Annotated in this window: 11 protein-coding genes; all 11 read left to right on the plus strand. The window is 39.3% G+C overall.

The window, feature by feature from the left end; all coding sequences use genetic code 11:
• Nucleotides 1-20 precede the first annotated feature (20 nt).
• Entirely contained in the window at nucleotides 21-872 is an 852-nt protein-coding gene (locus MT391_RS01995) for a phosphatidate cytidylyltransferase (protein WP_166371074.1), read from the plus strand.
• A gap of 2 nt (nucleotides 873-874) precedes the next feature.
• Complete coding sequence (ispC, locus tag MT391_RS02000; RefSeq protein ID WP_499496816.1) at nucleotides 875-2,116, plus strand: 1-deoxy-D-xylulose-5-phosphate reductoisomerase; 1,242 nt, start codon at nucleotides 875-877, stop codon at nucleotides 2,114-2,116.
• Entirely contained in the window at nucleotides 2,110-3,510 is a 1,401-nt protein-coding gene (rseP, locus tag MT391_RS02005; RefSeq protein WP_499496768.1) for a sigma E protease regulator RseP, read from the plus strand. Before ispC ends, rseP begins: the two co-directional genes overlap by 7 nt.
• A 142-nt stretch (nucleotides 3,511-3,652) precedes the next feature.
• Nucleotides 3,653-6,070 carry an outer membrane protein assembly factor BamA gene (gene bamA / locus MT391_RS02010; protein WP_499496769.1) on the plus strand — a complete coding sequence of 806 codons (2,418 nt, stop codon included), beginning with the start codon at nucleotides 3,653-3,655 and terminating at the stop codon, nucleotides 6,068-6,070.
• 110 nt (nucleotides 6,071-6,180) lie between these two features.
• A complete protein-coding gene (locus tag MT391_RS02015; RefSeq protein WP_299660267.1) occupies nucleotides 6,181-6,699 on the plus strand; it encodes an OmpH/Skp family outer membrane protein in 519 nt (172 codons plus the stop codon).
• A 9-nt stretch (nucleotides 6,700-6,708) separates the two neighbouring features.
• Nucleotides 6,709-7,734, plus strand: a complete 1,026-nt coding sequence (gene lpxD / locus MT391_RS02020; protein WP_499496817.1) for a UDP-3-O-(3-hydroxymyristoyl)glucosamine N-acyltransferase — start codon at nucleotides 6,709-6,711, stop codon at nucleotides 7,732-7,734.
• Nucleotides 7,735-7,784: 50 nt separating this feature from the next.
• Nucleotides 7,785-8,198, plus strand: coding sequence for a 3-hydroxyacyl-ACP dehydratase FabZ (gene fabZ / locus MT391_RS02025; protein ID WP_220485876.1), 414 nt, complete (start codon nucleotides 7,785-7,787; stop codon nucleotides 8,196-8,198).
• Nucleotides 8,198-8,986: an acyl-ACP--UDP-N-acetylglucosamine O-acyltransferase gene (lpxA, locus tag MT391_RS02030; protein ID WP_166371067.1), complete on the plus strand. Its 789-nt coding sequence runs from the start codon at nucleotides 8,198-8,200 to the stop codon at nucleotides 8,984-8,986. Before fabZ ends, lpxA begins: the two co-directional genes overlap by 1 nt.
• Before the next feature lie 76 nt (nucleotides 8,987-9,062).
• Nucleotides 9,063-10,211, plus strand: coding sequence for a lipid-A-disaccharide synthase (gene lpxB / locus MT391_RS02035; RefSeq protein WP_499496770.1), 1,149 nt, complete (start codon nucleotides 9,063-9,065; stop codon nucleotides 10,209-10,211).
• Nucleotides 10,211-10,831 (plus strand): ribonuclease HII, encoded by a 621-nt coding sequence (gene rnhB, locus MT391_RS02040; protein WP_299660282.1) that lies wholly within the window; start codon nucleotides 10,211-10,213, stop codon nucleotides 10,829-10,831. Before lpxB ends, rnhB begins: the two co-directional genes overlap by 1 nt.
• 29 nt (nucleotides 10,832-10,860) lie before the next feature.
• Nucleotides 10,861-14,403: a DNA polymerase III subunit alpha gene (gene dnaE / locus MT391_RS02045; RefSeq protein ID WP_499496818.1), complete on the plus strand. Its 3,543-nt coding sequence runs from the start codon at nucleotides 10,861-10,863 to the stop codon at nucleotides 14,401-14,403.
• The last annotated feature ends 8 nt before the right edge of the window (nucleotides 14,404-14,411 follow it).

The following is a 14,411-nucleotide window of genomic DNA, read 5'->3' on the forward strand; positions in this document are numbered from 1 at the left end:
AGATATAACGGGATTTCTCTGTGAAGCAACGAATTATTACCGCGCTTATATTAGCGCCACTAGCCATTGCGGCTATTTTCTTTTTACCTCTTCAATTTTTTATGCTGTTTGCTGCCGGTATCTTTTTACTCGCTAGTAAAGAGTGGGCCGGTTTTGTTAGTAAAGAACCTTCTTCAGCTACCCTTTATATCTTTGGTTTGATACTCGGTATTACGCTGATGTTGATGCCTATTGGCTTGATCTGGGGACCTGAACTACCTCATCATTATATAATTACTGGATTAACTGTGGCTGCGGCTTGGTGGTGTGTTGCCTTAGTGATGGTTGTGCGTTATCCGACTTCAGCAACACTTTGGCGAAACAGTAAACTCCTAAAAAGCATTTTTGGGTTACTTACTTTAATTCCTTTTTTCTGGGGATTAGTAGTATTACGTTCAGTGAATATGCATCACGACTTCTATTTTGGTGCGGAATTATTGATGTTTGTATTTTTATTGGTGTGGGCTGCTGATTCTGGTGCTTATTTTGCGGGAAGACAATTTGGTAAACATAAGTTAGCACCTAATGTAAGTCCGGGTAAAACCATTGAAGGATTATTAGGTGGCTTAGTGAGTGCCGTTATCGTTGCTTATTTTGCGAGTCATTACTTTGCTATTCCGGCTGAAAAATTAGGATTGTTTTTTGCGGCTTCAGTGATCACTACTTTAGTCTCTGCATTAGGTGATTTAACCGAAAGTATTTTTAAACGAGAAGCTGGTTTAAAAGACAGTAGTAATTTATTACCTGGACATGGTGGCATTTTAGATCGCATAGATAGCTTGACCGCTGCTGTTCCGGTGTTTGCTCTTATTTATATTTATTGGCTTGTTTAATGATGACCAACAATACAACCAACAATAACGCACTAAAGCAATCAGTGGCTAAAAACTTAGCCGTATTAGGTGCAACGGGATCAATTGGTGATAGTACTCTGAGTGTCTGTCGTCATAATCCTGAGCTGTATAATGTGCAGTTTTTGTATGCGGCAAGCAATATTGAAAAAATGCTCGCTCTTTGTATCGAGTTCAAACCTGCCTATGTTGCGTTATCAAATCCGCAAGCGGCATCACAACTGAAAGTCTCATTGCAAGAAAACAAACTCAACTGTCATGTGTTACCTGAGTCTGAAGTGCTGGCATTATTAGGCAGTGCTGAGATTGATTCTGTGATGGCTGCAATTGTAGGTTCAGCGGGTTTAAAAACAACGCTGGCAGCTGTACATGCAGGGAAAGAGGTTTTCTTAGCAAATAAAGAATCTTTAGTCATGTCCGGTGCATTATTTATTGATGCGGTTAAAAAGTCGGGTGCAACACTGTGGCCCGTTGATAGCGAACATAACGCTATATTTCAATCTATGTCGCCGAACTTACAACAAACCATTGGCCACTGTGATTTAACTGCTGAGGGTGTTTCTAAGATTTTATTAACTGGCTCTGGTGGACCTTTTTTAACTAAGCCGTTGCACGAGTTTTCAAGTATTACCCCTGATGTGGCGATTAAGCATCCTAATTGGAGCATGGGCCCTAAAATTTCTATCGATTCTGCAACCATGATGAATAAAGGCCTTGAGTACATTGAAGCAAGGTGGTTATTCAATACCAATAAAGATCAGTTACAGGTTATTATTCACCCCCAATCAGTGATCCATTCTATGGTTCAATACCAAGATGGTAGTGTCATTTCACAAATGGGTAACCCAGATATGCGCATACCTATTGCACATGTTATGGGTGGTAAAAAACGCATTAAAAGTGGGGCTGCAGAGTTTGATTTTTTTAACACGGCAAACTTTACCTTCGCTGAACCTGATTATGACCGTTACCCTTGTTTGAAATTAGCGATACAGGCTTGTTATGAAGGGCAGCATGCGACCACATCACTGAATGCGGCTAATGAAGTAGCAGTGCAAGCCTTTTTAGAACAACGTATTAAGTTCACGGATATTCCACGTATTGTGGATAGTATTTTAAATACATTAGAACATCAAAAAGTCTCGTCCATTGAGCAGTTATTAGAAATTGATAAGCAGGCTAGAGCCGATGCGATAAAATTGATTAATCGAGGTGGAGTTTGTTAGATTTTATATGGAATACAGCGGCATTTATTATTGCGTTAAGTATTCTAGTTGCCATTCATGAGTATGGCCATTTTTGGGTTGCTCGTCGCTGTAAAGTAAAGGTACATCGTTTCTCCATTGGTTTTGGTAAAGTCCTTTTTAAAAAATTGGATAAGCATGGTACTGAGTTTGTGATTGCAGCTATTCCATTAGGCGGTTATGTGAAAATGCTTGATGGGCGGGTTGAAGAAGTGCCTGAAGCATTGTCTGAATTCTCTTTTGATAAAAAGTCAGTATGGCAACGCATTGCCATTGTTGCAGCAGGGCCTATTGCCAATTTCCTATTGGCTATTATTGCTTTCTTTTTAATGTACATGATTGGTGTAGGAAGTGCTAAACCCGTTGTTAATGGTGTACTTGAAAATTCACCAGTTAGTGTGATCACAACTCAATCCCCTTTTCAAGTGAGTGCGGTTAATGGCCGAACGGTTAATGATTGGGAAGCGCTCAACCTTGCTTTAGTTGCACAGATTGGAAAACCTAGTGTTGAGCTCAGCGTAACGCCTGTTAATTTGTTTGACTTGAGTTCAAACTCTCAATCAACACTGAGCGAGAATAGGGAACCAAGTCAAACTTATACAGTCTCATTAGCTAACTGGAAATTTGACCCTAAAAAAGAGTCGATTATTAGTAGTTTAGGGCTTATTCCTTACTCTCCCAAAGTACATTTAAGTGCCGCCAGTATCGCTGAAAATGGTGCCGCACAACGAAGTGGGTTAGAAATTAATGACAAATTAATCGCCATTAATGGGATCCAGTTAGACGATTGGCAACAATTTGTTAAGTTGATTCAAGAAAATGCAAATCAACCATTACGACTAGTGATTGAAAGAGGGGCGATAAAACACACGCTAACACTTGTCCCCGACGCTCGTGAAAGTGCTGATGGTACTTTACAAGGTTATATAGGTGTTGCTCCAAAGGTTGACCCTTACCCTGAACAGCTTAGAGTAAGCTTAAAATATGGACCGATTGACTCTTTCTTAAAAGGAGTTGATAAAACTTGGCAGCTCAGTGAGTTAACTTTTTCGACATTAATTAAATTAGTGACCGGTGATTTATCGGTGAAAAACCTTAGTGGGCCTGTTGGAATTGCAAAAGGTGCCGGAATGAGTGCGGACTATGGATTTGCATACTTCTTAGGGTTTATTGCTTTAATTAGCGTTAATTTAGGTATTATGAATTTAATACCTTTACCTGTTTTAGACGGTGGTCATTTGATGTATTACTTTGTTGAAGCGATTACGGGTAAACCAGTTCCTGAAAGGATCCAAGAGTTTGGTTTTAAAATTGGTGCTGCGGTTTTATTCACATTTATGTCAATTGCTGTGCTGAACGACTTTAATTTATTGTAAAAGAAACAATAAAATTTATTATAGAATATAAACAATGAGGTAGTGCTACTTTCTAACACGATTTGAAAGTAATATTCACTCCCCATTGACCTGGATATTTAAATTGTTTTGCACTGATGTGCAGTAAAGGATTTTGTAGATAATGTTTAAGAAATATTTGTTAGCATTGACATTTACTGTCACCAGCTGTTTTTCTAACCTTGCTTTAGCTGAAAAATTTACCGTCTCTGACCTACAGTTCGAAGGGCTTCAACGAGTAACACTGGGCGCAGCATTATTGAGTCTACCAATCCGTGAAGGCGATGTGGTCGATGAATATGATCTATCGCAGGCTATTAAAAAAATGTATAGCAGTAGCTACTTCGAATCGATTCAGCTATTCAAAAATGAGTCTGTACTTATTTTTAAAGTGAAAGAACGCCCAACGATCAGTGCCATTGAATTAACAGGTAATGACAAACTTACTGAAGAGCAAATATTTGATTCTTTAAAATCTTCTTCTATCCAAGTTGGTGATGCGTTAGATAGAACCGTTCTGACCAGTATTGAAAAGAGCTTAGAAGATTTCTATCACAGTGTGGGTAAGTACAGCGCACAAGTAGAAACAATTGTGACACCTTTACCTAGGAACCGTGTTTCTATTCAATTTGTATTTCGTGAAGGGTTGACGGCAAAAATCGAACAAATCAATATTGTTGGTAATAATGTTTATTCCGATGAAGACCTGTTAAAGCGATTAACATTAAGTGATTCTGCTGGTTGGTGGGATCTTTTTGCCGACGATAACTACCAAAAACAAAAGTTAGCCGGTGATTTGGAAGTTATTAAAAGTTATTACTTAGACCGTGGTTACATTCGTTTTAAAATTGATGAGACGCAAGTAGCACTTAGACCTAATAAAAAAGGGGTTTATGTTACGGTCAATGTTAACGAAGGTAATATTTACAAAGTGTCAGATGTAACTTTTATTGGTGATCTATTAGGGCACGATGCAGAAGTAAAAAGCCTTGTTGCATTTGCTAATGGAGATACTTATGCCGCATCTGACGTGGCTGCTTCGGAACAAAGTATTCGTAAGTACTTTGGCCGTTTAGGTTACGCATTCCCTGAAATCAATACTTACCCTGAAATCGATGATGCAACTAATACCGTTGTGGTTAATTTCTCCGTAGCTCCAGGGCAGCGTGGTTATGTTAGACATATTAATATTTCAGGGAATACCACCACCAAAGATGTTGTGTTACGTCGTGAAATGCGCCAGATGGAAGGCGGATGGTTATCCAGTGAAGCAATTGAAACATCGCGCGCACGTTTAAACCGTCTAGGCTTTTTCTCAACCGTTGATATTAATACTGAACGTGTTAGTGATGATTTAGTTGATGTGAGTGTTAACGTGGCGGAACAAGCGTCTGGTAGTTTTAATGCCGGCATCGGTTTTGGTACGGAATCTGGGATCAGCCTAAGTGGTGGTATTCAGCAGAATAACTTCCTAGGCAGTGGTGATAAGATTGGCTTCCAAACTAAGTTTAACGACTATAGTGTTAGTGCTGATATTAGCTACGATACCCCTTACTTAACCAAAGATGGTGTGAGTGGTGGAGCTCGAATTTATTACGATAAATTTGAAGCGGGCGATGCGAATATTGTCGATTACACCAATACGACTTATGGTTTACGTTTCAGTACTGGTTTTCCTGTTAATGAAATAAACCGTTTAGGGTTCAGTGTTGGCTGGGAAAATAACGGTATTTCTCAGCTCAAGAGTTACGAGCAATTAAGTACGTTTTGGGATATCTATGGTTCAATGCAAGATGATGATGGTGGAGCTGACTTTAGAAACTTTGACCTTACCACTACCTGGTCGCGCAATAACTTAGACCGTGGTCAACTAGCTACGCAAGGTATGTCACATACTCTACGTGCTAAAATAACGATTCCAGGTTCAGACCTACAATACTTTAAACTTAACTTTGATATTCGTAATTACCAACGTATTACTGAAGACGGTGATTGGACTACCCTTTTACGCGGTAGTTTAGGTTACGGTAATGGTTACGGTAAATTTGAAGGTAATGATCAAATATTGCCGTTCTTTGAAAACTATTACGTGGGTGGTTACCGAACTCTTCGTGGATTTTCTAGCAATACGGTAGGGCCTCGTGCATTGTATACTGGCGAGCAGAATGGTAATGGTAATGCTACTTATACCAACAGTGCTGTGGGCGGTAATGCAAAATATACATTAAGTGCGGAACTTATTTTCCCTGTACCGTTCTTAGATGAAGCCTATGCACGCCAAGTGCGTAGTAGTTTGTTTGTTGATGCCGGTGAAGCGTGGGATACCGAGTTCGATTATGATGCGTATAAGGATATGTGTGCGTTCAATTGTGATTACGCTGGTGACTACTCTAAACCTGGACGTATACGTGCATCCTTCGGTACTCAGTTGACTTGGGTTTCTCCAATGGGACCGTTAGTATTTACATTTGCCGTTCCAATAAAAGATTATGCGGGCGATAAAACCGAAGTGTTCTCATTTAACATCGGTGATGTTTTCTAAGTATATTTAATGGATGTTCGAACAATGCCATTGTATCGACATTAAAATGTGTACTCAGTGCACGATTTCTTTTTTATTTTATTACAGATTTATTAATACGGAGTTATAGCATGAAAACCATGAAGACCTTTTTTAAAGTAATTACCTTAGCCGCTGCAATGGTATCTGTGTCAGCAGTTCAAGCCGCAGAAACATCAAAAATTGGTGTTGTATTCCCATCAAAAGTGATGAAAGAGTCTCCGCAACGTGCACGTATTATTAAACAGTTAGAAGGTGAGTTTAAAGGCCGTTACGAAGAGTTACAGAGCTTAGAAAAAAGTATTAAAAGTATAGAAACTAAAATTAAGAAAGATGGCGAGCTATTAAATAAAAGTGAAGTCACTGCCTTACAACGTGACATCGAAGGTAAAATTTCTGAGTACAAATTAAAACGTAAAGCTTTTGAAGAAGATAACCGTCGTCGCCAAGGTGAAGAGAATCAAAAAGTCCTAGCAGTAGTTAGCAAAGTGATTAATGAAGTTGCTAAAGAAGGCGGATACGATTTGATTTTAAACGGCGAACAAATTGTTTTCTCAAAACCTGCTTTAGATATTTCAGATAAAGTTATTCAAAAAATTAGCACTAAGTAGGTTTAGATTATTATGGCTTATTCATTAGCAGATTTGGCACTTCAACTTTCAGCGCAATTAAGTGGTGAAGAAGATCTACAAATATTACGTTTAGCGACCTTTGAGTCCGCTACACAAGGTGATATTACTTTTGTATCTGACATTAAGTTATTGGCTCGCTTAGATGAGTGTGAGGCGAGCGCAATTGTATTGCCTTCATCAATGCAAGACAGCTATAAAGGCAATGCGTTATTTATGGATAACCCTTACGTTGGCTATGCATTGTTAGCGCGTTTGTTTGATACCACACCCAATTTAGCAGTGCTTATCGCTGAGTCAGCTCAAATTCATGATACAGCGGTGATCGGCAATAATGTGGCTATTGCAGATAATGTGGTGATTGGAGCAGGTGTTACGATTGGAGATAATACGCAGTTATTTGCGAATTCTGTGATTGGAGAAGGCTGTCAATTAGGTGCGGGCTGTAAAGTTTACCCGAATGTGTCTATTTACCATGCTTGTGAAATTGGCAAAAATGTCATTATTCATGCGAATGCTGTTATAGGATCCGATGGGTTTGGTAATGCCCCTTACCAAGGGACTTGGGTGAAGATCCCACAAATTGGTAAAGTAATTATTGGTGATAATGTTGAAATTGGATCGAATACGTCAATTGATAGAGGTGCGTTATCAGATACTATTATTGGTGACGGCGTTAAGATTGATAACCAGTGTCAAATTGCCCACAACGTGCAAATTGGTGACCATTCTGCTGTGGCTGGCGGTACCAGTATCGCTGGCAGTACTAAAATAGGAAAGAACTGTATTGTAGGTGGTAGTGTTGCGATGAATGGCCATATTACCGTTGCTGATAATGTTATTATCACCGGTGACAGTATGGTTATGCGTAGTATTAAAAAAGCAGGTGTTTATTCATCTGGTGTACCTGCTCAAGAAAATAAAGCATGGCGTAAAACAACGGCTTATACATTAAAAATTGAAGAATTATTCAAGCGCGTTAAGCAACTTGAAAAACAAATTGAAGATAAAAACTAAGGAAAATCATCGTGTCTAACGAATTAAACAGTCTTGATATTAAGGAGATCATGGATCTTCTACCGCATCGTTACCCATTTTTATTAATCGATCGTGTAGTTGATTATGTACCTGGTAAAACACTAACAGGTTACAAAAATGTCTCTTTTAATGAACCACAGTTCACAGGACATTTTCCAGGCACACCTGTTTTCCCTGGAGTGATGATTTTAGAAGCATTAGCGCAAGCAACGGGTGTATTAGCGTTTGCCACTTACGGCAAACCTGCAGAAAATGAGCTATATTTTTTAGCGTCTATTGACCAAGTACGTTTTCGTAAACCGGTTGTGCCTGGTGATAAATTAGACTTAGAAGTTATTTATCTTAAAGAACGTCGCGGTATGGGCAAATTTGAATGTATCGCTAAAGTTGACGGCGAAGTCGCTTGTCAAGCAATGATCATGTGTGCAAGAAGAGAAATTTAATGATTGATTCTACAGCAAAAATTCATCCAACAGCGATAGTTCATGAAAATGCAATTATTGGTAAAAACGTAGAGGTCGGTCCCTATAGCATCATCGGCGACAATGTTGAAATTGGTGATGATTGCTGGGTCGGTCCGCATGTTGTGGTTAAAGGCCACACTAAAATGGGTAAAAATAATAAAATTTACCAATTTGCTTCGGTCGGCGAAGATTGCCAAGATTTAAAATATAATGGCGAAGTTACCTATCTTGAAATCGGTGATAATAATGTTTTCCGAGAAAGCTGTACTATTCATCGTGGCACAGCGCAAGATGAAAGCTTAACTAAGATTGGTAATAATTGTTTATTAATGGCGTATGTACATGTCGCACATGACTGTATACTGGGCAACAATATTATCCTGTCAAATAACGCAACTTTAGCTGGGCACAGTAAACTGTCTAATAATGTGATTATCGGCGGTTTAACGGCCTTGCATCAATTCACTCGAGTGGGTGAGTATGCAATGATTGGTGGTTGTTCTGCAGTTAATAAAGATATTCCGCCTTACTTTATGGCATCGGGTAATTACGTTCAAGCTCAAGGAATTAATTCCGTTGGCTTAAAGCGTCATGGTTTTAGTAGTGCGACAATTATGCAAATTAAACGCGCTTATAAATCAATATGCCGTAACGGTAATACGTTAGCACAAGCCAAAGCTGAAATAGCAGAAAATGCTGCAGATTGCCCAGAATTAAAAACGCTTTTAGATTTCATTTCAGATGAAAATCGCGGTATTGTTAGATAAGCCACTTTCTTAAAATATCGTAAAAAAAGGCTCTTTTGGAGCCTTTTTTTTTAACTTCATTATATAAGAGTAGATCATGACTAAACCATTGCGTATTGGATTGATAGCCGGTGAAACATCTGGAGATATCTTAGGTGAAGGGTTAATTAAAGCCCTAAAAAAACAATATCCTAATGCTATTTTTGAAGGTATTGCCGGCCCTCGAATGATGGCGCAAGGGTGTACTGCTTTGCATCCTTTAGAAGCTTTATCAGTAATGGGATTTGTTGAGGTATTAGGTAAATTACGCAGTATTTTACGTATTCGAAAATCAATTATTGAACATTTTATCAATAATCCCCCTGATATATTTATAGGCATTGATGCACCTGACTTTAATTTGACGGTAGAATTAAAACTTAAACAGCAGGGCATTAAAACCATTCATTATGTGAGCCCTTCGGTGTGGGCTTGGAAGCAATGGCGTATCCATAAAATTGCCAAAGCAACGGATCTTGTTTTGGCTTTTCTACCTTTTGAGAAAGCCTTTTACGATAAGTTTAATGTACCATGCCAATTTGTGGGGCATACTTTAGCGGATAAACTGCCGTTACAGCGCGATAAATCAAGCGCACGTGCGCAATTAAATATTCATCCTGATGAAAAAATATTAGCCTTATTACCTGGCAGTCGTAAGGCTGAAGTAGAGATGCTTGGCCCTATATTTTTGCAAGTGGCACAAGTTATCCATCAAAAATACCCCGACTATCGATTTATTGTGCCGGTGGTCAATGATCGTCGCAAACAGCAATTCCAACTGCAAATAGAGGCGTTGTCAGAAACACTCCCTATTACTCTGATTGATGGTCAATCCAGTACTGTTTTACAGTCTGCGGATACTGTGTTGTTAGCATCTGGTACTGCCGCATTAGAAGCTATGTTAGCTAAAGCTCCGATGGTGGTTGCCTATAAAGTCTCACCAATCACTTATCTGATCGCTAAAGCATTAATAAAAGTTAAATATACTTCACTACCCAATTTAATTGCCGATAGAGAAGTGGTTAAAGAACTGAGTCAAGATGATTGTACCGTAGAGAACATAGTGGCTGAATTAGAGCGTTTAATTGCACATGACGGACAAGCAATGGTTGAAACCTTTACCGAGTTACATAAACTTATTCGATGTGATGCGGACACTCAGGCTGCCAATGCAGTGGTTGATTTATTAAATAGAGATAATAAATAATGGTTGTTAAAAAGATACAATACCCAGACGTTATTTATCCAGATGTTGCTTTTATTGCAGGGGTAGATGAAGTTGGCCGTGGGCCTTTAGTAGGGGATGTTGTCACTGCTGCTGTAATTTTAGACCCTAACAAACCAATCGCAGGGTTAGCTGATTCTAAGAAATTAAGCGAAAAAAAATTAGCTTCATTATTTGAACAGATAAATGACAATGCGTTAGCAGTGAGTATTGGCAGAGCATCACCGGCTGAAATCGATGAGCTAAATATATTGCATGCGACTATGTTAGCCATGCAACGAGCAGTGCAAGGTTTAACAATAACACCTGAATTTGTTTTTATTGATGGTAACCGTTGTCCTTCATTAGCAATGCCTAGTGAAGCGATTGTGAAAGGCGATTCACGTGTTGCTGAAATCAGTGCTGCATCGATCATTGCTAAAGTTACCCGTGATAGAGAGATGGTCGAGTTAGATAAACGCTACCCAAATTATGGTTTTGCTCAGCATAAAGGTTATCCTACTAAAGCGCACTTTGCCGCCTTAGAAGCGCACGGTGTGATTGCTGAATATCGACAAAGTTTTAAACCTGTTAAAGCTATTTTAGCTTTAACTTCAAAATAGGTTCTTGAAAGTATAATGTTATGTCTGAAATGAGTACCGAAACATCTGAGTTATTACCTGTAGAAGCTCCTTTAACAGCGCCTAAGTTTGTACATTTACGTGTGCACAGTGATTTTTCAATGGTTGATGGTTTAACTAAAATAAAACCATTAATTGCTAAGACTGCTGCATTAAAAATGCCGGCCATAGCGATCACTGATCAAACTAACTTTTGTGGCTTAGTTAAATTTTATACCGCGGCACATGGTGCAGGTATTAAGCCTATTGTGGGTGCTGATTTTTGGGTTAAAAGTGAGTTATTAGGTGATCAACAGTTTCGTTTAACGGCATTAGCCATGGATGCGGTTGGTTACAAAAATATTACTGAACTTATTTCAAAAGCATATTTACGAGGTCATGTTAAAGGTCGTGCGGTATTAGAACAATCTTGGTTAGTAGAACATCAACAGGGTGTTATTTTATTATCGGGAGCCAAAGACGGTGACCTAGGTAAAATGCTCTTAAAGGGCAATACTGCGGCGACTGTTGAGATCACTGAATTCTATAAAACGTATTTTCCAAACAGATATTATATCGAGCTAATTCGTACTAATCGCGTTGCTGAAGAAGATTATTTACATCTCGCCATTGATTGGGCTGCTCAATACCAGCTCCCGGTTGTTGCAACTAATGAAGTAGTGTTTGCAGACCGTTCATTATTTGATGCCCATGACATTCGTGTCTGTATTAACCAAGGGTATGCACTCGGTGATGAAAAACGTCCCAAAGATTATAGTCCTGAACAGTACTTACGAAGTGAAGAGGAGATGTGTGAACTCTTTTCTGATATTCCCGAAGCTTTGCAGAACAGTGTTGAAATAGCAAAACGATGCAATGTGACGCTGCGTTTAGGTGAATATTTCCTGCCCGACTTTCCAACGGGTGATTTAGAGATCGATGAGTTCTTTTGTAAAGTTTCTCGTGAAGGATTAGAAGCTCGCTTAGAATTTTTGTTTGATAAAAATAGTAAAGATTTTGCAGAAATAAGAAAACCCTATGATGAACGCTTAGAAATAGAGCTGTCGGTTATTAACAAAATGGGCTTTCCGGGTTACTTCTTGATCGTAATGGAGTTTATTCAATGGAGTAAAGATAATAATATTCCAGTTGGACCTGGCCGTGGATCAGGTGCTGGATCGTTAGTGGCTTATGCATTAAAAATCACTGATCTTGACCCATTAGAATTAGAGTTACTGTTTGAACGATTTTTGAATCCCGAACGTGTTTCTATGCCCGATTTTGATATCGACTTTTGTATGGATAGACGTGATGAGGTGATCGACCACGTTGCACAGTTATATGGGCGTGATGCGGTATCACAGATTATTACCTTTGGAACCATGGCGGCAAAAGCGGTTATTCGCGATGTGGGGCGTGTATTAGGTCACGCCTATGGTTTTGTTGATGGCATTTCAAAGTTAGTGCCACCAACACCGGGTATGACGCTAAGTAAAGCCTTTGAAGAAGAGCCCCGTTTACAAGAACGTTATAATGCGAGTGAAGACGTACGCGCATTAATTGACATGTGTCGTACCTTGGAAGGTACCATTCGTAATGCAGGTAAACATGCCGGTGGTGTTGTTATATCACCGACCACTATTACTGATTTCGCGCCCCTGTACTGTGATGATGAAGGCCATAACCCCGTCACACAATTCGATAAGAATGATGTAGAAACCGCTGGTTTAGTTAAATTCGACTTTTTAGGATTACGTACTTTAACGATTGTGCAATGGGCTTTGGATATGGCCAATGCACATAAACATGAGCGTGATGAAGAACCTATTTTTATTGAAAAAATAGATTTAACTGAACCAGCTTGTTTCGAGCTGTTAAAACGTTATGAAACTACCGCGGTATTCCAATTAGAGTCGCGCGGAATGAAAGACTTGATCCGTAGATTACAGCCTGACTGCTTTGAAGATATGATCGCCTTGGTGGCATTATTCCGTCCGGGTCCACTTCAATCGGGCATGGTAGATAACTTTATCGAACGTAAGCATGGCAGAGAGGTGGTGTCCTATCCTGATGAAAAGTGGCAGCATGAATCCTTAAAAGAGATCCTTGCACCTACCTACGGTATTATTTTATACCAAGAACAGGTAATGCAGATTGCGCAGGTATTATCGGGTTATACGCTTGGTGGTGCCGACATGTTACGTCGTGCAATGGGTAAGAAAAAACCAGAAGAAATGGCCAAACAACGTGCGACTTTTGAATCGGGTGCGATTGAAAATGGTATTGATGGCGAGCTAGCCATGAAGATATTTGACTTAGTAGAAAAATTTGCCGGTTACGGGTTTAATAAATCCCATTCCGCTGCTTATGCATTGGTGTCTTATCAAACCTTATGGATGAAAACATTTTATCCATCCTATTTCATGGCGGCGGTAATGTCTGCGGATATGGATAACACTGATAAAGTCGTTATCTTAGTGGATGAATGTCAAAACATGGGGTTAACTCTGTGCCCGCCGGATGTTAATGAAGGTTTATTTAAATTTAACGTCGACAAAGACCTGCGTATTATTTATGGAATAGGGGCGATCAAAGGCGTTGGCGAAGGGCCCATTGATGCCATTATTGAAGCTAGAACTGAAGGCGGAAAATTCAAAGATTTATTTGATTTTTGTACACGGGTTGATTTAAAGCGTTGTGGTAAACGTATTATTGAAAAGCTAATTTTAGCCGGTGCATTGGATAACTTAGGGCCACATCGTGCGGCGTTAATGAGTAACTTGAGTGATGCACTGACTGCTGCATCACAATACAAAAAAGCAGAGTCATCGGGACAATCAGATTTATTTGGCGTATTAACTACTGACCACGATGAAATCGAACATAAATTTTCTGCAGTTGAAAAATGGCCTGAAAAACAATGGCTGAAAGGTGAAAAAGACACCCTAGGATTGTATTTGACTGGACATCCAATCAATCAATATGAACCACATCTGCGTGCGATTAACTGTCTCAAACTAGGTGCGTTAACGGTTAATGGACGAGGTCAAAATAGCCGAGTCTGTGGCTTAGTGTTGGCAATGCGAGTGATGGTTACCAAAGCGGGTAAGCGCATGGGAATTTTGACCTTGGATGATAAAAGTGCGCGTATGGATGTGACGGTTTTTGCTGACTTACTGGACCAGCATGAAGCTTTATTGTTCACTGACAATATTGTGGTTTTACAAGGTCAGGTAAGTGAAGATTATTTCAATGGCGGCTTGAAAATGAATGCCCGTGAAATAATGAGTATTGACCATGCTCGTGAACGTTTTGCGAGTAAATTACGTTTAACAATTACTTCTAATGTTCTGCAACAGCAATCATTGCCACAATTTCAATCTCGTTTAAATGAAATATTAGCGCCCGCTTCAGGTGGTTTATGTCCGGTTTTTATTAACTATCAAAATCATCAAGCACAAGTTGAAATTGAACTCGGAATTGAGTGGTCTATTACCCCAAGTGACGATCTGTTATTTGAATTAGGGCGATGGTTAGGCGAAGACAATGTGACTTTGCATTTTGACCAAGGTTGATGTTAGCA

It is taken from the genome of Vibrio sp. 1-Bac 57, from assembly GCF_037546855.1.
Taxonomy (GTDB): Bacteria; Pseudomonadota; Gammaproteobacteria; order Enterobacterales; family Psychromonadaceae; genus Psychromonas.

Coding starts and splice junctions, on each gene's coding strand:
- dnaE (WP_499496818.1), top strand. CDS start 10,861: ATGAGTACCGAAACATCTGAGTTATTACCTGTAGAAGCTCCTTTAACA.
- rnhB (WP_299660282.1), top strand. CDS start 10,211: ATGGTTGTTAAAAAGATACAATACCCAGACGTTATTTATCCAGATGTT.
- fabZ (WP_220485876.1), top strand. CDS start 7,785: ATGGATCTTCTACCGCATCGTTACCCATTTTTATTAATCGATCGTGTA.
- MT391_RS02015 (WP_299660267.1), top strand. CDS start 6,181: ATGAAAACCATGAAGACCTTTTTTAAAGTAATTACCTTAGCCGCTGCA.
- lpxA (WP_166371067.1), top strand. CDS start 8,198: ATGATTGATTCTACAGCAAAAATTCATCCAACAGCGATAGTTCATGAA.
- ispC (WP_499496816.1), top strand. CDS start 875: ATGACCAACAATACAACCAACAATAACGCACTAAAGCAATCAGTGGCT.
- bamA (WP_499496769.1), top strand. CDS start 3,653: ATGTTTAAGAAATATTTGTTAGCATTGACATTTACTGTCACCAGCTGT.
- lpxB (WP_499496770.1), top strand. CDS start 9,063: ATGACTAAACCATTGCGTATTGGATTGATAGCCGGTGAAACATCTGGA.